The following is a 20,952-nucleotide window of genomic DNA, read 5'->3' on the forward strand; positions in this document are numbered from 1 at the left end:
TTGTTTTGGGTTTTAGTTGTTTCTCATGAATTCTTCAACGTCGTCCGGATGATAAGGTATGCGCTCCTTGCCTAGGAATCTGCATCCGTCGTCAGTTATCAGCAGGTCATCTTCAATACGTATGCCGCCGAAATCCTTGTAGGTTTCAAGCATCTCATAGTTGATGAAGTCTTTGTGCAGTCCTTGCGACTTCCAGTCGTCTATGAGTGCCGGTATGAAATAAATGCCCGGTTCGTCTGTGACAACAAAGCCTTTTTCGAGGCGGCGTCCCATGCGCAGGCAGTTTGTGCCAAATTGTGTTGAAGGCTGTATCTCGTCGTCGAAGCCTACATAGTTCTGTCCGAGTCCTTCCATGTCGTGTACGTCCATACCCATCATGTGGCCAAGTCCGTGAGGCAGGAACATTGCATGTGCTCCGGCTCTTACAGCCTCTTCTGTGTCGCCCTTCATCAGGCCGATTTCTTTCAGTTTGTCGGTCATCAGACGGCATACAGCCATATGTACGTCATACCATTTTACACCTGGTTTGGCTACATCGAGCACATAGTCGTGGCAGGCCTCTACGATGCTGTATATTTCACGCTGGCGCTGAGTGAACTTGCCGTTTACGGGATATGTGCGGGTGTTGTCTGAGCAGTAGTTGTTGCGGTTTTCTGCACCAGAGTCGCACAAAGCCAGCCTGCCGCTCTCAAGAACGTCCCATGACGGTGTGCCGTGCATTATCTCTCCATGCTGTGTGAATATTGTTGCGAAGCTTACCATTGCTCCATAAGAGTGTGCTGTTCCGTCAACCTGTCCGCCGATAAACTTCTCGGTGAGTCCGGGTTTAGTCAGCCTCATGGCTGTTGTATGCATCTTGTAGCCAATAGAGCATGCGTCTTCAATCTCGGCTATCTCCTGCGGCTCTTTCGTAGAGCGCATCTTCACCACAGCTTTTATCAGTTCGAGCGATGCTGCCTCTTTCTGCTGGTTTGGATGAATGCCTAGCAGGTCGAATATCTGCAGCTTTGTGTCATATCTGTATGGCGGCAGGAAATGTATTGGCCTTTTCTGTTTCAGTGCATTGTTGCATATAATCTGCAGCGACTTCATCGGGGCAGTATTGGCTACGCCAACGCTTTCAGCCATGTCCTTCACGCTGTTTACAGAGCCGAACCATACGATGTCTTCAATGTCGATGTCGTTGCCCACGAGCGTTTCGGTGCCTTCGTCGATGTCAATCACGCCTACAAGCCCGTCGCGGTTAAGTCCGAAGTAATACAGGAACGAAGAGTCCTGACGGAACGGATAGTAGCTGTTTGAAGGGTAATTGACAGGTGAGTCGTTATTACCGAACAAAATCACGATGCCACTCTTTACGAGCTTTCTCAACTCGGCGCGGCGGCTTACGTAGGTTTCCTTGCTGAACATATTCGTATATAAATGCTTGTTAAACTAAATTTCGTCACTCTGTGGCGTGGTTGTTTTTCCAGTAACTTTTATGGTGTGTCAGGCTTTTTCAACTCGTTTTTCACAGATATATAACTTCAATATTGCAAAGATAATGCAAATCATGTGCAGAACAAAATAAAATCAATTTATTTTTATAACAAAATGTCACTTATTTTAATTTGTTGGTCTGTAAAACATGTTATAATGATATCCTCAGGGCTGAATATGCATGCAAAAAAGTTACAGATGTTTGTTTTTTTGATTTTTTATATTGTAAATTACTTTAAAATATATGCCATTAAAACTAAAATCATTAACTTTGCAAAGTTTTTTAGTGAGTTATGCGTATTGACAGAAATACAGGATTGGTTCTTGAGGGCGGCGGCATGCGCGGTGTGTTCACCAGCGGCGTGCTGGACGGCTTTATGAAGCATGACATGTATTTTCATTACGTTGTTGCAGTTTCGGCCGGAGCATGTAACGGCATGTCGTATATGAGCCGCCAGATACGCCGCGCCCGTATTTCCAACATCGACTATCTTTCAAAATATAAGTACATAGGTCTGCGACATCTGGTTACGCAGGGTTGCATCTTCGACCGTAAACTGCTTTACGACGATTTCCCAAATACGTTGCTGCCTTATGATTTTGAAGCATTCTTCAATAATCCTGACGTCTTCGAGATGGTTACCACCAACTGCCTGACCGGACGTGCATGCTACCTTACAGAGAAGCACGACCGCCAGCGCCTGCTTGACATTGTTCGTGCAAGCAGCAGTCTGCCTTATGTCAGCAAGATTGTAAATGTTGACGGCATACCTATGCTCGACGGAGGAATAGTAGACAGCATACCTGTAATGAGGGCCATGGAGCAGGGGCATCACAAGAATGTTGTTGTCCTTACGCGCAACTATGGTTTTCGCAGCAAGGAGAAAGACCATAAGATACCGCGTTTTGTATATAAGAACTATCCACGGCTGCGCGTGGTGCTGAGCCATCGTTGTGAGGCTTACAACCGCCAACTTGAAATGATAGAGGAAATGGAGCGTGCCGGACAGATATTATGCATACGTCCAGAGCGCCCTATGGAGGTTGGACGTATAGAGAAGGATGTAGATAAACTCGAACGGCTTTATGAGGAAGGCTATGCCTTAGGTGAGAAGTTCTGCCGTGAGCAGGGATATTGCTGAGCCAGCCGGTGTCATGTGGCAGCATGTTGATAGGGGCGGGGGCTAAATGTCGTGGACTTATTAATGCGTAGTCTGTTTCCGCATACTGTTTTATTCCTTGAATTTATGCCGGCGTCAATATCGGCGAGGGCAGGGAAAATGTATTTGCTCTAACTCGTTGATTGTCAATGTATTGTAAAAGGCCATGTTTTGCATCGCGAAACATGGCCTTTTATAACCTAATATGCCTCCTTTTGCGTTGCGAAAGGAGGCATATTGAAAAACGGATGATTGTATGTCTGTAAACTCCAGCATGAGTTTTTACAATATTTCTTCGTAAAATGTCATCATGCTTGTCTGTTAAGAGTGATGCAATAATTAGGCAAGCTTGTCCGCTAATGTTTTTTAGCTGCCATCGTGCTGTAAATCCTTTTATTGCAACTCTTTGTCTGTTTGCTTTTTATTTGATTTCCTGAAAGTCGCCGTTGTTTACAATATATTTAGGCGACGGGCCATATTTATTCTCTTCAGGCTTGCCGTCCATGACGCAGAACACCAGGATGCTGATGTTCAGGAAGAAGAGCAGCAGCATTGAAGTCATGACGATAGGGTCGCTCATGATCTTTACGGCAATGCTTGGGTCAGGATTTACCGTAGTCATGGCCTCGAGATATCCTGTTGACGACATATATATATTGTACAATATATTTATTATGATGCTTGCTGCAACCCACCAGCCTCCGTGTCCGCGGTCGTGCAGGCGGCGCACCGTAACGGAGCAGATAGAGAGCAGAAGGAGCATTGACACAACAGAACTTACGACTTGCATTCCTGCAAGTGACAGATTGAGTACAACGCTTACAACGGCATAAAGGAGCCAAAACCACCATAATTCAGAACGGCGTGCACGGCCCTTAAAGTCGGTCAGTTTGCTTAACACTGTTTTTACAGATTCGCCGAAGCTCATCTGTGGTAATCTTACGATGTCTTCCATAGTTTCAATAAAATTGTTTGTTAATTATATTTGTTATGTCTACGGCTTCAGACACGGGCCGTATTTTCGTTTATTCAGGCCCTGTCTTCTGCACGTCAGAGTGTTTGACATTAATTCAATGTCTCGAATGTATCCAATATACTCTCTGTCTTATTCTTTCAGCAGGTCAGGGCGCAGCCGTCTGGTTCGCTCGTAGCTCTGCTCTATTTCCCAGTCTTTTATCTTGGCCTCGTTTCCGCTTAACAGAATGTCAGGCACTTTCCAACCTTTATAGTCGGCCGGTCTTGTATATATAGGTGCCGACAGCAGGTCGTCCTGAAAGCAGTCAGACAGAGCGCTCTGGTCGTCGCTTATAACTCCCGGTACAAGCCTTACTATTGCATCAGCCATCACCGCTGCCGCCAGCTCTCCGCCCGTAAGCACATAGTCGCCTATGCTTATTTCGCGCGTGATGAGGTGGTCGCGTATTCTCTGGTCAATGCCTTTATAGTGTCCGCACAGAATTATCAGGTTTTTCTTCAGCGACAGGTTGTTGGCCACATGCTGGTCAAACTGCTCACCGTCAGGCGAAGTAAATATTACCTCGTCATATTCTCTTTCGGCCTTTAGGGCCGATATGGCCCGGTCTATTGGCTCACACTGCATCACCATTCCGGCAAATCCGCCGTATGGATAGTCGTCCACGCGTTTCCATTTGTCTGTAGAGTAGTCGCGCAGGTTGTGCAGATGTATCTCTGCCAGTCCTTTCTTCTGCGCGCGTGCCAATATGGATTCTCTTACAAATCCCTCGAGCATCTCAGGTAAAACTGTAATTATATCAATTCGCATATTTGCAAAATTATCTAATTTTCTGCCAATATCACAATTTTTAGCCTTTATTTTTATATTTTTTATATAAAACTGCAAGCGAAAAATGATGTCGGTTTAGTTCGTAACGTTATTTTTTTGTGTTAAAAATAATATTGTGTATAGTGAAAAACCGTAAACTTATAATGGCTTTAAGATTAAAATTTCTAAAAAGACATATGTCTATTATGTCGTCTGAAAGCCTTTTTTTATTAATTTTGTGATGAAAATTTGCAAGGAATCTAATTATTTATTAATCATGTAACTAATTGTTTATCATTATGTCAAAAACGATAGAGCAGCAAATAGAAAAGAGCCGAATGCTCATAACCGGCTTTCGTAGAAACATCAATGTATTGTCTGATAGAGGCGTAACGGAAGCAGAACTGAATGCAATGGACGTAGAACTTCGTAAGCTTGTTGAAATAAATGCAGAGTGCGACAAGCTGCGGGAAGAACTTTCTGTTAAGGTTAAGAATATGAATAGTATTCTAAATGTAGTGAAAGATTCATTCTTTAACTATAAGAAAATAATCAAGCAGAACTATTCGCAGGAAAGATGGATCGATTTTGGTGTTGCCGATAAACGCTGATATGTTTAGATGAATGAAATTTTAAATGTCGGTACTTTATCGTTGGAGCCAAAAGCATTTGATGCTTAATTGATACTGTAGTGCAAATACGTGCCTTGCAGTATAATTGTATATTGTAAATGCCGCCTGTAGGTTTTATTTTCTATTGTCTTACAGGCGGCATTTGTGTTATGTTTATTACAACTCTTTTTTCAGTTTTTCAGCCATGTCGGCATATTCCTCGTCTGTCAGATAAACCTTTTTGGGATTCATCTGAAACACTCCGCCAAAGTCAGGTCCGCCTACATATTTAGGAATCAGGTGAAAATGTAAGTGCGACAGCGTGTCTGAATATGCACCATAGTTTATTTTGTCAGGATTGAACACCTTCTGCATGGCTCTTGTCACTTTTGCCACGTCTGCCATAAAAGCGTTTCTGTCCTCATCACTCAGGAGGTTGAGGTCGTCCACATGGTCTTTGTAAGCCACGAGACAACGTCCGTGATATGTCTGCTCCTTAAAGATAAAGAGGCGCGACACACTAAGTTTGGATACTTCAATCATCAGTTCGTGCTGTGTCTCATTGTTTTGGCAATAAAGGCACTCTTTAGGATCACTTTTCATGTTTTTGCTTTTGTTTTAGATTGTTTTTATTATTTCGTTTCGCGTTTTTTTCGCGTAGTGTTTGTCTTTATTTAAAGTTCTGCATAGACATATATTTCTCTCTCGTCATATAAAGTCACGACATGCTTCAAGTCCAAAGCATAACTAATAATAACTTTATGTTGTTATTTAGCCTGCGCAGCAATATCTTATGCAAAGATGTAGCAAGTGAGTGCAGAAACGTCAAGCTTGCTTGGATGTTATGCCGAGCGCAGCAATATCTTATGTAAAGATGCAGCAAGTGAGTGCAGAATCATCAAGCTTGCTTGGATGTTATACCGAGGGCAGCAATATTTTATGCAAAGATACACCAATTCATGATGAATTCAAAATTATTGAAATTATTTTATTTTCAATGGGTTTTATATTTTTATATCGGTCTGATAAATTAAATTTTAAAATCCACTGAAATATAGCTGAAAACTCATTGGTTTTCAAATAAAAAATCAATGAATTTGTGGTCGTGTTTCAGTGAGTTTTATTAAGCGTGATGTTATAATATTTCTTTTTAAATTTCTATTCATAATCGTAATATATAAAAATAATTTTGATTGTAATCATGTTTTTAGTATCTTTGCCACATAAACTAGTCATATTATGGAAAATGCAAATATAGATAATTAAAACTATGAAATATTTTAAATTCCATTCCTCAATGTATTAGAAACAATATATAAAATATAGCGTAAATAAAAATATGAATAAGATTCAAATAATTGTATCTGTTGAAAATAGAAATATTAGAGTTGATATTCCTATAAATATTTATCAATCTGTGAATAACGATTGTAATAATGGTCTTAAACGTAAGGAGTTTATAGATCATTCGTGTGATATAATTAAAGAAAGATATACGGATTTATATAATATCATAGAACATACTCTTAGTGAAAAAGGGATTGATTTGAAAGGCAGGTCTTATAGATTGATAACGGATTTTTTCAATCTGCGAGAAGATGTATGTGACGTTAATTATCGTATTGTGTCATATTGGGATAAAGAACTTGCAACTGAAATATTAAAATTATGGAACAATTTCTTTTCCGTTAAGTTGACTATAGATGATATTTACGACTTTGCTTATGGTGATAAGGATTGTAACGTAATCCTTGTAGCTGTTTTTGTGAAAACTCAATTTGTAGGTTTTGCTCAAGTCCTTCGTTATAAAAATGTTTCATTTATTAATATGTTGGTAATTAAGCATGAGTGGCAGAATAAGGGTATAGGAACGCGATTGCTCCGTTATATAGGACAAAATAGTGATTGTCCGATAATGTCTGTTTCTAAAGTGATTACAGATTCAGATGATTATTCTAAGTATAAACATTTTTATGCAGAAAATGGTTATGTCCGTATGCCAATCAAAATGCCTTTGCGTCAGTTTGGTGATTTAGATGTATATGTAAAAGGTGCTTTAATTGTAGATGAAGGTATAAAATTAATTGAAAATGTACAATGGTTATGGGATGAAAGGTTTTGATGTTTTCAGCTTACGAATTCATTAAGTTGAAAGAAAATATATTATCTGTTTATTTAATCTGGTTGAATTTATTATATTAATATAAAGCTTGGTAGAATGGAATGTGATGAAATTTTAGATTTAATAAAGCGTGAAATGTCTGATGATATAACAGAAGTAATTGGCTTTCGTGATAAAACAACAATATTCATAGAAAAATTAAAAAATGGAAAATGGGTGGAGAGTCGTATTTATATAGATAAAACCTATTATGATCCGATTGTTTGTGAAGATGGTTCTGAGTATATAGTTACAACATGTGGTAACAAGCTTATTAAAGCACCGAATGTAAGTTATTATAGAATAAATGAGTCGGTATGTGACATTTCATTACATGCTTTTAAAAACTGTCCTGCTCTTTTAAAATTGGATATTCCATATACGGTATCTAATTATTATAATGTGGATGATGCGTTGAGCTATTGCCATCATGAAGTTGATTCTAAAATATGGAATTGGCCTTATGAGTTGGAACGTTCAGAAGAATTACAAAAAAATATAGAGGATGGATGGACGGACAAACATGGTTTTGTTTATAGTCGTGATAAGAAAATCCTTCTGAAAGCACCTTCGTCTAATGTTGGAAAATATTGGATTCCTGAAGGTGTAGAACAGATAGAGCCATATGCATTTATTGGATGTGTCTTTGAAGAATTGAATATTCCTTATACATGTAATATGTTAAATTTATCTTATGATTCTAGCCCTATTTTCGGTAGTGAGATTGTGCAAGGATGTGTAATAAATTGGGACAAGCCCTATTCTCTTGAAGACGAAGTTGATAATTGCTTGTGTATTAGAGATGGATATTTTTGTGATGAGTATGGGGTCAATTATTCAAATAATATGAAAAGGTTATTATGTGCAAATCAGTTGTTTGACAGAAATTATTATTATGTTCCTGATGGTGTCATAACAATATGTTCATTTGCGTTTAATGCTTGTAAAAAATTCTTGACATTAAGCCTTCCTGCTTCAATAAAAGTTATTGGATGCTCTTTATTTGGCGAAAACGGAGGACGTATTATTATCAGAAAATAAGATACGGATATACATTTATGTTTAATATTGGCACAATAAAATATTTTGTATAAATGAAGATGCTGGTTACTTATAAAAGGACACTGTATCCATTTATACAAATTTATTATAATGTCTTATTTTGAGAAAATATCTGACAACAACCATTTTTTTTGTTTTTTTACTTCTTTGATGCAACTCGTATCAGTTCTTATTTGAATATTTGTACCAAACTTTTCGTTAAAAAATAATGCCATTTGTTTCCATCTCTTTCCGTGTTCTTGTGGTTCATTTTGATGAGTGTAATCTAAATAATAGTGAAGCATTTCATGAACTATAATGTCTTTTAATTGAGCTTCTGTGTATTCATATCTATCACTGATTTCAATTATTGGATTTTTGACATCCCCATTTTCGTTATATTCACAACTGAAGCGTCCAATGGTTTTTCTCGTATGTATTACAATAAAGAAAGGTATTGGTAATTTATTTTGAAAGAATAATGAATTATACTCATAAAATCTATTAAAAATATCTATTTCTGTAGGTATTATTCCCTTTTTATGTACAGGTTCTTTCATTTTAATATTTTAAATTAGTATTATATTGATTAGGGCTTATATTGTAAACCCTAATCGTCATTAAAAAATGCTTTCTTCTTGTTAGATTTTGCTATTTTTATAGCAAAAAATAAGCGATATATTATAAAATTACTCATAATAACAATTGTATATTTACGATTTGTTCTTGAAATTTATAGTGACCGATTTGGGATAAAATGTATAAGAGACATTTTATTATAAGTTTGATATAAATGTACATAATTTTTCAAGGATAGCAGATATGAAATCTATTGTTTTATTAAGTGCAGGAAAATTTGTATATTTTTGTATTAAATATAAAACTCCAACGATACAGATAATAATAAGTATTATTAAACTTTCTTTTGGTCCAAGATTTGGTTCTTGATTGTATCCCCGCTTGACTGATTCATAAAAATTCTTAAAAACATTCATCTTGATTAATTCTTATTTTTACAATTATAGTTATTCAGATTAAATCCATATTCCTTAAAGAGTTCGTCAACAATATTATGATTTATGCTTTCATTTAATACATTGGCAATGTAGTTTATTATGATGTATGTTTGTATTATTTCACGTGGAAATAGAGATTTTACATGTCTTCTGTACTCTTCAGAAGTATATGGATTTTGAGGCGAACAGGCTAATTCAAAATCAAGTAGTTCTAGAGCCCAGGTATAATTTTGTTCGTGTATGGCATTATGTAAGATTTTGTTGTCATGCAATATACGAAGATTACGTATGAGTATGTCTGCTGCAATAAGATAATAGTCTGTAAAATTTTTGTCATTAATATATTTCCATTTTTCTATCTCTTCTTTAATTTGTTTCTGAGACATAAAAGCTGCATCGGAAATTCTATATGGACATTCTACGTTATATTGCAATAAAATAGGTTTAATAATATTGCCATTCGTAAGTACAATATCTTTTTCAAGTTCTAAAACATATTCCATTTGATTAGTTTTAATACCTAGGGAATTAATTTCCATACCTAAAGTGAAATCACGTATTGCATCATTTCTGAGTAACAACCCCCACGTATCATTTCCGAACTCACCTGTGTTAAGCATCTTATATTGAGTATAGCTAAGACCATTACCTTTGCTGATAATAAACTTTCCGTCATTATTCCTTCCAATAAGGAAACTACGACCATGATTGGGACTTAACGAGTACATTATCTTGTTTCCTTCAGAATCGCGTAAATAGGGATAAACAGTACGATGAATATCGTTTGCTCTAATTATTTTATATGATACATTGATTGCTCTTATTTTTTTCATATTATTTGTACTATTTATTATAATCTTTTAAAAGAGAGTGCACTATAATGAAGTGCACTCCCATGTTCATGCTTCATTAAACAGAACGGTACATGACGCCACAGTCACATTCTAATCCTTTTGGACAATGGCTCATTGTAACGATTCTAGAAGCAGCTGTTACTTTTAAATCTACTTTCATAATTGTAAATTTAATTGATTATAGTGATATTTCTTCGGGAATCACATTTACCCACCTACCTTCAATCTCGTGTCGCTGTAGTTATGCTGCGACATTTCTCTTTTTAATTCTGTTGGTTTATAATCAGGAAATTGTTTTATGCATTCAATTAGAGTCTTGCCTTCTAAAGGATCAAAACCTTTCATCATTTTTTGAGCTAATTCATGCCTTATTTTAGCTATATAGCAATTTACTTCAGATGATTTTAAAGGCGTCCCATTCTCAATATAATTGTTTCCGGGACACAGATTGCAATATGCACAATAATCATGTCTACCACATTCCTCATAGTCTGTTAATGTAAGGCTTTTCCAATATTTTAATTCTACGCTATTTTTTAATATGTTAGAAATGGACTGTTTTTTTATGCTTCCAAATAGTGTATGAAAAGCACAGCATGGTATTACATTTCCTTCAGGTGTTATACAAAGAGAATTATATCCTGCACCACAAGGATTGTCATCCATTATTTTGGACTGTCCGCCATAATTTGGTACTTCTTTTCCTACATATAAAGGTATGTTTTCATCTCGAAGTACTATTTTAAGTTGTTCAGGTGTCATTCTTAAATATTTACTTACGCATCTGTCGCCTTCTATAGAATCTGTAAGGCTTATTTCAAATTGAGGAACGGCACCATATTTTTTTGAAATGTCTGAAATCATGTAATATGATTTGAAATTAGGACGCATTATACAACATTTTAAATTTAATGGGACAGCCAGCTCTGACAGTTGTCGAATAACAGACATTGTACGTTCCCACGAACCACGTATACGTGTTATGTAGTCATGGACTTCTGCAATCCCGCTATATAATGATATGCCGACCAAACGTGGATAGTAATCTGCAAGTCTTTTCACGTCTTTTATAATGTGTTGTCCATTTGTAAAAACATCAAAAGCTATTTCTTTTTTATATAAATAGTCAATGATTTGCCATGCGTTAGGATTAGAAAAAGGATCACCTCCAGAAAGGCAGACTTTTATTAAGCCTAAATCATATAATTCGTCAATTAATTTTTTATAATCGTCAAATGTTAATTCTTCGCGATTTCCACGCTGGCTTTTTTCATGGTCATTTCTTGTTGCTCCTTCATTATAACAATGAATACATTTTTCGCTACAATTATATGTAAGTTCAAACATTACGCTTGTAATACCTCCAACTTTATCTGTATAAAGTTTTTCAGCATTGGAAATGAGATATGGAATCTTTTCTTGTATTGAAGGTTTATTTATTTGTGTCTGTTGGCAATTGTAGATACTTACACGTTTACGATATTCAGATATAATATCTTTTGAAGGAACTATAGAAGATACCAGTCCTAGTTGCTCAAGTTGTTCAAAGAAAGGATTTAAACTTTCTGTTGAGATGTTTAATTTCTTTGAAATATTTTCAGTATTCACGATATGATTCCTTGGTACTGATAATATTTCACCGATTACTTTTGCGGAATAGCTTTCAAAATAGTAGCTAATTCCTGCAATTAGATTATAACATATTGTTACTTGTGCTTTTTCATTGTATCTACCGCAAGTCCATACAGGACGATAATACGTGTTTAGTTGTGCCATTATGTTTATTTCTCATTTGTTGAATTAATATAATATTTTGTAGTCCAATGTTATGAGAAAATAGACAAAAAAGAAACGTGGACTAATAACTTCGTCTTTAGTTTCTCTCACGTATCGCCAAACACGTCAAACGTTCTAATAACGAGTAAAAGCCCACGCCTTATGGCGTGAGCATCAACTTTTACTCTTGAACGTTTCCTTCTAAATTGGCGATTTTGAGAGAAAACAAGAATACAAGCTAACGCTTCAATTTTATATGTCTTTTAATCTTTTCAATTCATATATATTCTTTTTTAAATTAAACTTTCTCGCAAAAGTCGTAATTTTTTTCATAATAACCAAAACATGAATTCAATTTTTACATAATTTAGCTATAAATATAATGATATATTAATGTGTTTTCTTTAATATATTCCTTGTTATATGAAAAGATTTGTTTTTAGAATATTTTATTTACTTTAAATTTAAGATTATCGTCACATTGCTGTTTTGCGAAAATTTGCATTATCTTTGCATAAGATATAACTGCGCTCGGCATAGTCATCCAAGCGAGCATGGTGCCTTTGCTCTCACTTGCATAATCTTTGCATAAGATATATGCGGCTATATATAAGCAAGCACGATAATGGCTGTTGTCGGTTTGCGTTGCATTGTTTTTAGAATATATTTAAGTTTATGACAGACGAAAGACAGAGAATATTGCAGCTCAGAAAGGAACTGCACGAACATAATTATAAGTATTATGTGCTTAACCAACCTGAAATAAGCGACCAGGAGTTTGACTTCATGATGAAGGAACTGCAGGAACTGGAGGTACGTCATGAGGATATGTTCGACCCCAATTCGCCTACACAACGGGTGGGCAGCGACATTAATCAGGAGTTTACGCAGGTTACGCATAAATATCCAATGCTGTCGCTGGCTAACACATACAGCCAGGAGGAAGTGGCCGACTTCTATAACAGCGTTAAGAAAGGGCTTAACGATGAAGACTTTGACATATGCTGTGAACTGAAATATGACGGTTTGTCTATATCTCTTACCTATGAAGACGGCAAACTGGTTAGAGGAGTGACGCGTGGCGACGGCGTTCATGGCGACGATGTGACGGCCAACGTAAAGACGATAAGGTCGATACCGCTGGTGCTGAAAGATGGCGACTGGCCTAAGGAGTTTGAGATAAGGGGCGAAATTCTTATGCCGTGGAATGTGTTTGAAAGACTTAATCAGGAACGTGAGGCTGCCGAAGAACCTCTGTTTGCCAATCCGCGTAATGCGGCAAGCGGAACGCTTAAGAGTCAGAACTCTGCTTTGGTGGCGAGTCGCAACCTCGATGCATATCTCTATTATCTGCTTGGCGACAAACTGCCCGGCGACGGCCATTATGAGAATCTTGAAAAGGCACGTGAGTGGGGCTTTAAGATAAGTGAAGGAATGCGTAAGGTGAAGACGCTGCAGGAGATTTATGACTTTATTGACTATTGGGATACAGAGCGTAAAAACCTGCCTGTGGCAACAGACGGCATTGTGCTGAAGGTGAACTCACTCAGACAACAGAGAGCTCTTGGCTATACTGCTAAGAATCCGCGCTGGGCCATAGCCTATAAATTTAAGGCAGAAAGAGCCTGTACACGTCTTAATGAAGTGACATTTCAGGTGGGGCGTACCGGAGCTGTTACTCCTGTAGCCAATATGGAGCCGGTTCAACTGGCCGGAACAACCGTAAGGCGTGCTACGCTCAACAACGAAGACTTTATACGCAGCCTTGACCTGCATATAGGTGATTATGTGTATGTTGAAAAAGGTGGCGAGATTATTCCTAAGATTGTCGGCGTTGACATTGAGCAGCGCCCGATTATAGCCCAGCCAGTGACGTTTATAACCCACTGTCCTGAGTGTGGAGCCAAGTTGGTAAGGTATGAGGGCGAAGCCGCATATTATTGTCCTAACGATGCGGGATGCCCTCCTCAGATAAAGGGGCGCATTGAGCATTTTATTTCGCGTAAGGCAATGAACATAGACAGTATTGGACCTGAGACCGTTGACGATTTCTACAGACATGGACTTGTTCGTAATGTTGCCGACCTGTATGACATTGAAGTGCAGCAGATAAACGGCGACGGCAGCCGTCAGAAGTCGGCCGAAAAGATTGTAAACGGCATTGAGGCATCTAAGCAAGTGCCGTTTGAACGTGTGGTCTTTGCGCTCGGAATAAGATTTGTAGGCGAGACAACGGCACGTCTGCTTGCCCGCCATTTCAAGACTATAGATGCCCTTGCCGCGGCAAGCCTTCAAGACCTTTTGGAGGTGGAGGGTGTAGGCGAGGTTATAGCCAAGAGCGTTATGACATATTTCAGAAACCCTGTAACGATGCAGATAGTAGAGCGCTTGCGCGGATACGGGCTGCAGATGGCGCTGAGCGAAGAGCAGATGTCGTCGGCTACCGACAAATTGGCCGGAAAAAGCATTGTTATAAGTGGCGTGTTTGCACATCATAGCCGCGACGAATATAAACAGATGATAGAGCAGAATGGTGGCAAGAATGTAGGCAGCATAAGCGGCAAGACATCGTTTATATTGGCAGGCGAGAACATGGGACCGGCAAAACTGCAGAAAGCCGAAAAGCTTGGCATACAGATTGTGGACGAAGAGACGTTCCTTAAGATGATAGAATAATGGACTTAGTTACTTGTTCTTTGTCTGTAAGGATGTGCCACGTTTAGCGATGATGAAAGGTTGTGCGCGGTTAAAATGTTGTCATAACATCTTGACTGGAGCATTCCAGACAGGATTAAAGCATAGCGATAATTAAGTTTGACAATTGACTGAAGTATAAAAATAACTGAAGATGAAAGTATTGGTTTCAGAAGAGATAGAGAGCGTCTGCCCGGGCTTTGTAGGTGCGGCAGTTAGCGCAGAGGTCGTAAACACGAAATATAACGAGGACCTTTGGAAAGAAATAGAAGAGTGGGGGGCAAAGTATCGTGCCGGATACACCACGGAGACAATAAAGCATATATCCGGAATTGAGGCCACACGCTGCGTCTATCGTGCCTGCGGCAAGGATCCCAGCCGCTATCGTCCGGCTTCGGAGGCTCTGATAAGGCGAATGCTTCAGGGCAAGGCTCTATATCAGATTGACACGTTGGTAGACCTTGTAAATCTTGCAAGCATTGCCTATGGCTACAGCATCGGTGGCTTTGACGCAGACAAGTTTGTCGGCGACACGCTCACGCTCGGTGTCGGGCGTGAAGGCGAACCTTATGAGGGTATAGGCCGTGGAATGCTCAACATAGCCGGACTGCCCGTGTATCGTGATGCCGCAGGAGGTGTGGGCACTCCTACAAGCGACAACGAGCGCACAAAGATGGAGATGTCCACTAAAAATGTGCTGGTGCTTATCAACGGATACGACGGTAATGAAGACAATGTAAAGGCCAACGCCGAATTTCTTGTAAGGTTGTTCGAGAAATATGCGCAGGGGAAAAACTGCAGCTATTATGTATACAGATAGCACTTTCGGCATTTTGGCTGTAAAAAGACTTTTCGATAATCGTAGGGGTTAAAGCCATTCCTTTTGTGATGACTTTAATCCCTTTGTCTTTTTATATACTGCATTATTATTGTCTTTTACATTGCAGAAACTATCTCTTTGCAATATAAAATGGAATCTACTTTAAATGCGCTTTTTTACGTTTTTTCCATTCATTTATACAGCTTTCTGATGAAAGCGTAAAATCAGTGTTATCTCAGCTTATTTTTGTTGTAATGTGGAGTAACTTTGCATACAAAGAATATCAGTGAGACAGTGCAGAGGACAGAACCTATAAGATATACCATATAAAATGTGAAGTGCTGGGCTATTACTCCACTGCTTAATATACCGATACCAATGCCTACGTCCCATGCCGTAAGATAAGTGCTTGTGGCCGTGGCGCGCTGGTTGTTGGGTGCAAGGTTGATGTAGAGCGTGTTCATTGCCGGGAAGATAATGCCGAACCCTATGCCGAGAAGCAGCGGCACGGCAAAGAAAATCCATTCGGCTGCGTTCATGCTCTCTGGAGCAATGAAGCGGCACATGCTTAGCATGAAGAAGGCAAGGATGACAGGGTAGAGCCCGACGTGTATGCACTGTGTGATATAGCCTTGGTCAACTTTCTTGCCTGCAACAAGGCGCGATGCTCCCATGCCTACGGCCATGAGTGTAAAGAAGAAACCCGAAGGCACATCGAGATGAATTTCGCGGGCATACATTGCAACGAAGTTGGTTGTGGCACCATAAGGTATCGACAGCATCAGCAAGGCTATGCTTACGGGTATGCCTTTTATAAGGATAAAGCGGTCGAGAGAGAGCTTGCTGTTTGTGGTAGCTGTTTCTGTCTGTTGTTTTTCCTGTTGCCTGTTTTTTATCGATTCCGGAGTGCGTGCCTTTACGCATATTGCGCATAGCAGTCCGACTAAGCTGAACAGCATGCCTGTGATGAAGATGCCCTCATAGCTAACGTGGTCGTGCATGAATAGACCGGTCATAGGTCCAAGAGCCATTGCCGTGTTATTGGTCAGTCCATAATACCCCAGGGCTTCGCCGCGCCTGCTGCTGGGCGTTATGTCAACGCAGAGCGTATTGCCTCCTACGGTTACGCTGCTGAAGGCTATGCCGTGGAGAGCGCGCAGCACGATGAACCATGTAAGCACTCCTGCCGTCATGTAGCCGAGGAATATTGAGGCGCAGACAAAATAGCAGAGAATGTAGATAGGCTTGCGCGGAAACTTGTCCATCAGAAAGCCCGAGAACGGGCGGACGCACAGGCCGCTGACCGTGTAGCAGCACAGTATGGCACCAAGCATGGCTTCAGGGCAGCTGTATGTTTCTTTGAGATAAAACGGAAGAATAGGTATTAGCAGCCAGAAGCCGAAGAACAGAAGGAAGTTGGCTGCCAGGATGAACATATAACTGCGTGTGAAAAGGCGCTCTTTCATGTTGATAACTGATTTAAGGGTTTATGGCATCTGCCCGACAGGCATAAAGGGATAAAAACGAAGGAGGTGAAAGTCGTTTTTACTTTTCACCTCCTTGAAATGTCGTTATATTCTATCAGTTGGCCGATTCAAATTCTCTTAAGAATCTTACATCGTTTTCAGAGAACATGCGGAGGTCTGACACCTGATATTTCAGGTTGGTTATGCGCTCCACACCGAGTCCGAATGCATAACCGCTGTACACTTTGCTGTCTATGCCGCACAGCTCAAGCACGTTGGGGTCTACCATTCCGCATCCAAGGATTTCCACCCATCCTGTGTGTTTGCAGAATCCGCATCCCTTGCCGCCGCAGATGTGGCATGATATGTCCATCTCAGCACTAGGCTCTGTGAACGGGAAGTAGCTTGGGCGCAGGCGTATTTTTGTGTCTGGACCGAACAGCTCGCGTGCAAATGTCAGCAGCACCTGCTTAAGGTCGGTGAATGACACGTTCTTGTCTATGTAGAGACCTTCAATCTGATGGAAGAAGCAGTGGGCGCGCGCAGTGATTGCCTCATTGCGGTAAACGCGTCCCGGACAGATAATTCTGATAGGCGGCTGTGTTGTCTCCATCACGCGTGCCTGTACAGAGCTGGTATGGCTTCTGAGCAGAATGTTCTTTGTTACGTCATCCGGATTAGATTCTACGAAGAATGTGTCCTGCATGTCGCGTGCCGGGTGGTCGGCGGCAAAGTTCATCTTTGTGAACACGTGCAGGTCGTCTTCAACCTCAGGACCGTCGGCAAGGGTGAAGCCCATGCGTGAGAAGATGTTGATAATCTCATTCTTTACGATGGTGAGCGGGTGGCGTGTGCCCAGCTCTATCGGATAAGCCGTGCGTGTAAGGTCGAGGTCGTCGTCCTGAGCTTCGGCAGTCTCAAACTGTTCTCTAAGCGAGTTGATGCGCTCAAGTGCAGTTTGCTTAAGTTCGTTGATTTTTATTCCGACCTCTTTTTTCTGTTCTGCCGGCACATTGCGGAAGTCGGCCATAAGGGCATTAATTTCGCCTTTCTTGCTAAGGTATTTCAGTCTCATTGCCTCAATCTCTTCGGCATTAGAGGCCGTAAGACCTTTTACTTCTTCAAGAAGTTTCTCAATTTTGTCGAGTATCATGTTAACGATAAATTTATATGCGTATTAAAATATTGCTGCAAAGGTAACATTTTTACATTGAATAATGTCATAAATCAAAATAAAGTTGTACTTTTGCGCAAATTTTGAGAGATTGTTACTTACGAAAGGAGTAGTAAAATTATGAAAAAAGGGGTTGTATCAGTCTTTGTAATTTGTGCATTCTGTGTTTCTACAATGATGTGGACAACGGGATGTACGGACAAGAAGCCTGCGGCAGACACACTTGTTGTTGATTCTGTTCCCGACACTACGGCAGTAGACACCATGGATCAGCTGATTTCTGAGCAGCAGATGCCTAAGGCCGCCGACGAATTGTTTGACGACTTTATTTTTAACTTTGCGGCAAACCGCAAGTTGCAGATGAAGCGTATTGTTTTCCCATTGAAGGTCGTAGACGGAAAGAAAGTGTCCTATATTCAGAAGTCAAAATGGAAAATGGAGCACTTCTTCATGAATCAGGGTTATTATACGCTTATCTTCGACAATACGCGGCAGATGAACGTTGTTAAAGATACGTCGATAAACAATGTCGTGGTAGAAAAAGTGTACTTGAAAAGGAAAAAAGTGAAAAAGTACATGTTTGAAAGACAAAACGGCCAATGGATGCTTGAGTCTATTCAGACCAACGCCATGTATCAGAACACAAATGCCTCATTCCTCGCATTTTATCAGCGTTTTGTCACCGACTCTGCTTTCCAGGTTGAGAGCCTGAACAATCCTGTTGTTTTTACCGGACCTGACCCTGACGATGATTTCAGCACAATGACAGGCGAGATTGATCCGGGCACATGGCCGGCCTTTGCGCCGGAACTCCCTGCCGACTTCATTTACAATATAATGTATGGACAGAAATATACCGAGGGACGCCAGAAGATTTTTGTTATGCGCGGAATAGCCAACGGTATGGAAATGCAGCTGACGTTCAAGCGCATCGGAGGAAACTGGAAACTGACAAAGCTGTCAGAATAAGACATGTATTGTCATGCCGGATATTTTTGTTGTAGGATTTTAAAATTAAGATTTAAGTGAAAGATTTTTACGATTTTAATCTCAAGGAGCACAATACATTCGGTATAGATGTAAAGTGTCGCCGTTTTATAGAGTTTGAGAGTGTAGACGAATTGTTGCAGATCGTAAATTCGCTTACAGACGCTGACAAGCCGTTGCTGGTGCTTGGTGGCGGCAGCAATATGTTATTTACGGCCGATTATGAAGGCACAGTGCTGCATTCGGCTATAAAGGGCCATGTCGCCGTCCAGACGGACGAAGGCATAATGTTGCGTTGCGGCAGCGGAGAGGTGTGGGACGACATAGTGAGCCTTTGCGTGTCTAACCGTATGTACGGAGCAGAGAATCTTTCGCTTATTCCCGGTGATGTAGGCGCGTCTGCCGTGCAGAACATAGGCGCTTATGGAGCTGAGGCTAAGGACATAATTTTGAAGGTTGAGGCCGTGGACCTGCAGACCGGAAAGATGTGTGAGTTTACAAACGAAGAATGTGAATATGCTTACCGCAAGAGCAAGTTTAAGGGCGAGTGGCGCAACCGCTTCGTGATAACATATGTAACCTACCAACTTTCAGAAGTGTTCTGCCCATGCCTTGATTATGGCAATATAAGGGCTGAACTCGAGAAGCGCAACATAAAGGTTCCTACGGCAGAGCAGCTCCGCAACGTGATAATAGACATACGTAACGAGAAACTTCCTGATCCTAAGGTTGAAGGCAATGCCGGAAGTTTCTTTATGAATCCTGTTGTACCGAAAGCAAAATATGAGGAACTTGTGGCCAGGTTTGGCAATGTGCCTCATTATAGCGTTGATGATAATAATGAGAAAATTCCAGCCGGATGGATGATTGACCAATGCGGCTGGAAGGGCAAGTCTCTCGGTAAGGCGGGCGTTCATTCGCGTCAGGCGCTGGTGCTTGTCAACAGAGGCGGTGCCGAGGGTAAGGATATTGTTGCACTCTGTGATGCCATAAAGCGTGACGTGAAGGACAAGTTTGGCATTGATATTGTTCCAGAAGTGAATATAATCTGACAATGAAACTCACTTTTCTTGGAACGGGTACTTCGGTTGGAGTGCCGACTATAGGCTGCAAGTGCAAGGTCTGTACGAGCAATGATCCGCATGACAAGCGCCTGAGGGCGTCTGCCATGATTGAAACGGACAATACAAGAGTTGTTATCGACTGTGGCCCTGACTTCAGGGAGCAGATGCTTGGACTTGAGTTCAGAAAGATTGATGCCGTATTGCTGACCCATATTCATTATGACCATGTTGGCGGATTAGACGATCTCCGCCCGTTCTGCCAGTTCGGAGAGGTTAATGTCTATTCCGATAAGCATACCGCCGACGGACTGATGCATACAATGCCTTATTGTTTTGATGAAAACAAATATCCTGGTGTGCCGAAGATTAATCTCAACACAATAGAGCCCCATGAGTCATTGCGCATTGGAGATTTTGATATTATGCCTGTAAAGGTGATGCACGACAAGATGCCAATTCTTGGATACAGAATAGGCCGCCTGCTTTACATAACAGACATGAAGACAATCAGCGAGAGCGAATTTTCTTATTTCAGCGGGATAAAGACGCTTGTTGTCAATGCGCTGCGCTTTGCCCCCGAACATCATTCCCATCAGACTGTTGCAGACGCAATTGCCTTTGCAAGAAGGGTAGGTGCTGAACATACATATTTTACGCATATGGGGCATGATATCGGCCTGCATAGTGAGACTAACGGCATATTGCCTGAAGATATAAATTTGGCTTACGATGGTCAGATTATTGAGATTTAGCCCCTAAAATGGGCTTAAAGTGTTAAAAGTGTATAAATAGGATGTATTTTTTACACTGATATTTGGAAGTATGGGATTTAATGCATACCTTTGCATCGTGTTTTTCATAGTATT

General features: G+C 40.2%; 18 protein-coding genes. 9 read left to right on the top strand and 9 right to left on the bottom strand.

What is annotated here, in order from left to right:
- Positions 1-12: 12 nt before the first annotated feature.
- Positions 13-1,410 (bottom strand): aminopeptidase P family protein, encoded by a 1,398-nt coding sequence (locus ACZMIG_RS03110; protein WP_125104472.1) that lies wholly within the window; start codon positions 1,408-1,410, stop codon positions 13-15.
- Between the two features lie 362 nt (positions 1,411-1,772).
- On the opposite strand from ACZMIG_RS03110, the gene ACZMIG_RS03115 reads away from it, so the two are divergent.
- Positions 1,773-2,621 carry a patatin-like phospholipase family protein gene (locus ACZMIG_RS03115; protein ID WP_021853366.1) on the top strand — a complete coding sequence of 283 codons (849 nt, stop codon included), beginning with the start codon at positions 1,773-1,775 and terminating at the stop codon, positions 2,619-2,621.
- A 439-nt stretch (positions 2,622-3,060) separates the two neighbouring features.
- Here the strand turns inward: ACZMIG_RS03115 and ACZMIG_RS03120 are convergent, their stop codons facing one another.
- A complete protein-coding gene (locus tag ACZMIG_RS03120; protein WP_021853364.1) occupies positions 3,061-3,594 on the bottom strand; it encodes a DUF805 domain-containing protein in 534 nt (177 codons plus the stop codon).
- Positions 3,595-3,744: 150 nt separating this feature from the next.
- Positions 3,745-4,422 (bottom strand): tRNA (guanosine(37)-N1)-methyltransferase TrmD, encoded by a 678-nt coding sequence (gene trmD / locus ACZMIG_RS03125; RefSeq protein WP_287604927.1) that lies wholly within the window; start codon positions 4,420-4,422, stop codon positions 3,745-3,747.
- A 299-nt stretch (positions 4,423-4,721) separates the two neighbouring features.
- Between trmD and ACZMIG_RS03130 the strand changes: the two genes are divergently transcribed.
- Positions 4,722-5,033 (top strand): hypothetical protein, encoded by a 312-nt coding sequence (locus ACZMIG_RS03130; RefSeq protein ID WP_147630749.1) that lies wholly within the window; start codon positions 4,722-4,724, stop codon positions 5,031-5,033.
- 177 nt (positions 5,034-5,210) lie between these two features.
- On the opposite strand, the gene ACZMIG_RS03135 is transcribed toward ACZMIG_RS03130, so the two are convergent.
- Entirely contained in the window at positions 5,211-5,636 is a 426-nt protein-coding gene (locus ACZMIG_RS03135; protein ID WP_418874928.1) for an HIT family protein, read from the bottom strand.
- Between the two features lie 736 nt (positions 5,637-6,372).
- On the opposite strand from ACZMIG_RS03135, the gene ACZMIG_RS03140 reads away from it, so the two are divergent.
- Together ACZMIG_RS03140 and ACZMIG_RS03145 are read left to right on the top strand one after the other, a co-directional pair.
- Complete coding sequence (locus ACZMIG_RS03140; RefSeq protein ID WP_302024735.1) at positions 6,373-7,155, top strand: GNAT family N-acetyltransferase; 783 nt, start codon at positions 6,373-6,375, stop codon at positions 7,153-7,155.
- Positions 7,156-7,251: 96 nt separating this feature from the next.
- A complete protein-coding gene (locus tag ACZMIG_RS03145; protein ID WP_487889037.1) occupies positions 7,252-8,235 on the top strand; it encodes a leucine-rich repeat protein in 984 nt (327 codons plus the stop codon).
- Between the two features lie 116 nt (positions 8,236-8,351).
- Here the strand turns inward: ACZMIG_RS03145 and ACZMIG_RS03150 are convergent, their stop codons facing one another.
- The 3 genes from ACZMIG_RS03150 to ACZMIG_RS03160 form a co-directional block, all read right to left on the bottom strand.
- Positions 8,352-8,795, bottom strand: a complete 444-nt coding sequence (locus ACZMIG_RS03150) for a SprT-like domain-containing protein (RefSeq protein WP_487889038.1) — start codon at positions 8,793-8,795, stop codon at positions 8,352-8,354.
- Positions 8,796-9,235: 440 nt separating this feature from the next.
- Entirely contained in the window at positions 9,236-10,084 is an 849-nt protein-coding gene (locus ACZMIG_RS03155; RefSeq protein ID WP_487889039.1) for a hypothetical protein, read from the bottom strand.
- 228 nt (positions 10,085-10,312) lie between these two features.
- Positions 10,313-11,881, bottom strand: coding sequence for a radical SAM protein (locus tag ACZMIG_RS03160; RefSeq protein ID WP_487889040.1), 1,569 nt, complete (start codon positions 11,879-11,881; stop codon positions 10,313-10,315).
- Between the two features lie 675 nt (positions 11,882-12,556).
- Between ACZMIG_RS03160 and ligA the strand changes: the two genes are divergently transcribed.
- Together ligA and ACZMIG_RS03170 are read left to right on the top strand one after the other, a co-directional pair.
- A complete protein-coding gene (gene ligA, locus ACZMIG_RS03165; protein ID WP_487889041.1) occupies positions 12,557-14,557 on the top strand; it encodes an NAD-dependent DNA ligase LigA in 2,001 nt (666 codons plus the stop codon).
- 172 nt (positions 14,558-14,729) lie between these two features.
- Positions 14,730-15,395, top strand: a complete 666-nt coding sequence (locus tag ACZMIG_RS03170) for a B3/B4 domain-containing protein (RefSeq protein WP_487889042.1) — start codon at positions 14,730-14,732, stop codon at positions 15,393-15,395.
- Positions 15,396-15,625: 230 nt separating this feature from the next.
- Here ACZMIG_RS03170 and ACZMIG_RS03175 read toward each other — a convergent pair whose 3' ends face one another.
- Together ACZMIG_RS03175 and pheS are read right to left on the bottom strand one after the other, a co-directional pair.
- The gene (locus ACZMIG_RS03175) at positions 15,626-16,861 is read right to left on the bottom strand and encodes an MFS transporter (protein WP_302433133.1); all 1,236 of its coding nucleotides are present in this window, start codon (positions 16,859-16,861) and stop codon (positions 15,626-15,628) included.
- A 115-nt stretch (positions 16,862-16,976) separates the two neighbouring features.
- Positions 16,977-18,014 (bottom strand): phenylalanine--tRNA ligase subunit alpha, encoded by a 1,038-nt coding sequence (gene pheS, locus ACZMIG_RS03180; protein ID WP_053397724.1) that lies wholly within the window; start codon positions 18,012-18,014, stop codon positions 16,977-16,979.
- Between the two features lie 141 nt (positions 18,015-18,155).
- On the opposite strand from pheS, the gene ACZMIG_RS03185 reads away from it, so the two are divergent.
- Genes ACZMIG_RS03185 through ACZMIG_RS03195 form a run of 3 tightly spaced genes read left to right on the top strand, consistent with a single transcriptional unit; the run spans position 18,156 to position 20,838 of the window.
- Positions 18,156-19,004 (top strand): DUF4348 domain-containing protein, encoded by an 849-nt coding sequence (locus ACZMIG_RS03185; RefSeq protein ID WP_021853354.1) that lies wholly within the window; start codon positions 18,156-18,158, stop codon positions 19,002-19,004.
- A 56-nt stretch (positions 19,005-19,060) separates the two neighbouring features.
- A complete protein-coding gene (gene murB / locus ACZMIG_RS03190; RefSeq protein ID WP_125104464.1) occupies positions 19,061-20,074 on the top strand; it encodes a UDP-N-acetylmuramate dehydrogenase in 1,014 nt (337 codons plus the stop codon).
- 2 nt (positions 20,075-20,076) lie between these two features.
- Positions 20,077-20,838 (top strand): MBL fold metallo-hydrolase, encoded by a 762-nt coding sequence (locus tag ACZMIG_RS03195; protein WP_021853352.1) that lies wholly within the window; start codon positions 20,077-20,079, stop codon positions 20,836-20,838.
- Positions 20,839-20,952: the final 114 nt, after the last annotated feature.

This window comes from Xylanibacter sp. (assembly GCF_057607445.1).

Excerpts from the sequence above, each read along its gene's own strand:
- ACZMIG_RS03150 (WP_487889038.1), bottom strand. The coding sequence starts at position 8,795 with ATGAAAGAACCTGTACATAAAAAGGGAATAATACCTACAGAAATAGAT.
- ACZMIG_RS03175 (WP_302433133.1), bottom strand. The coding sequence starts at position 16,861 with ATGAAAGAGCGCCTTTTCACACGCAGTTATATGTTCATCCTGGCAGCC.
- ACZMIG_RS03170 (WP_487889042.1), top strand. The coding sequence starts at position 14,730 with ATGAAAGTATTGGTTTCAGAAGAGATAGAGAGCGTCTGCCCGGGCTTT.
- ACZMIG_RS03195 (WP_021853352.1), top strand. The coding sequence starts at position 20,077 with ATGAAACTCACTTTTCTTGGAACGGGTACTTCGGTTGGAGTGCCGACT.
- ACZMIG_RS03155 (WP_487889039.1), bottom strand. The coding sequence starts at position 10,084 with ATGAAAAAAATAAGAGCAATCAATGTATCATATAAAATAATTAGAGCA.
- trmD (WP_287604927.1), bottom strand. The coding sequence starts at position 4,422 with ATGCGAATTGATATAATTACAGTTTTACCTGAGATGCTCGAGGGATTT.
- ACZMIG_RS03160 (WP_487889040.1), bottom strand. The coding sequence starts at position 11,881 with ATGGCACAACTAAACACGTATTATCGTCCTGTATGGACTTGCGGTAGA.
- ligA (WP_487889041.1), top strand. The coding sequence starts at position 12,557 with ATGACAGACGAAAGACAGAGAATATTGCAGCTCAGAAAGGAACTGCAC.
- ACZMIG_RS03130 (WP_147630749.1), top strand. The coding sequence starts at position 4,722 with ATGTCAAAAACGATAGAGCAGCAAATAGAAAAGAGCCGAATGCTCATA.
- pheS (WP_053397724.1), bottom strand. The coding sequence starts at position 18,014 with ATGATACTCGACAAAATTGAGAAACTTCTTGAAGAAGTAAAAGGTCTT.
- ACZMIG_RS03140 (WP_302024735.1), top strand. The coding sequence starts at position 6,373 with ATGAATAAGATTCAAATAATTGTATCTGTTGAAAATAGAAATATTAGA.
- ACZMIG_RS03110 (WP_125104472.1), bottom strand. The coding sequence starts at position 1,410 with ATGTTCAGCAAGGAAACCTACGTAAGCCGCCGCGCCGAGTTGAGAAAG.
- ACZMIG_RS03120 (WP_021853364.1), bottom strand. The coding sequence starts at position 3,594 with ATGGAAGACATCGTAAGATTACCACAGATGAGCTTCGGCGAATCTGTA.
- ACZMIG_RS03145 (WP_487889037.1), top strand. The coding sequence starts at position 7,252 with ATGGAATGTGATGAAATTTTAGATTTAATAAAGCGTGAAATGTCTGAT.
- ACZMIG_RS03185 (WP_021853354.1), top strand. The coding sequence starts at position 18,156 with ATGAAAAAAGGGGTTGTATCAGTCTTTGTAATTTGTGCATTCTGTGTT.
- ACZMIG_RS03115 (WP_021853366.1), top strand. The coding sequence starts at position 1,773 with ATGCGTATTGACAGAAATACAGGATTGGTTCTTGAGGGCGGCGGCATG.
- ACZMIG_RS03135 (WP_418874928.1), bottom strand. The coding sequence starts at position 5,636 with ATGAAAAGTGATCCTAAAGAGTGCCTTTATTGCCAAAACAATGAGACA.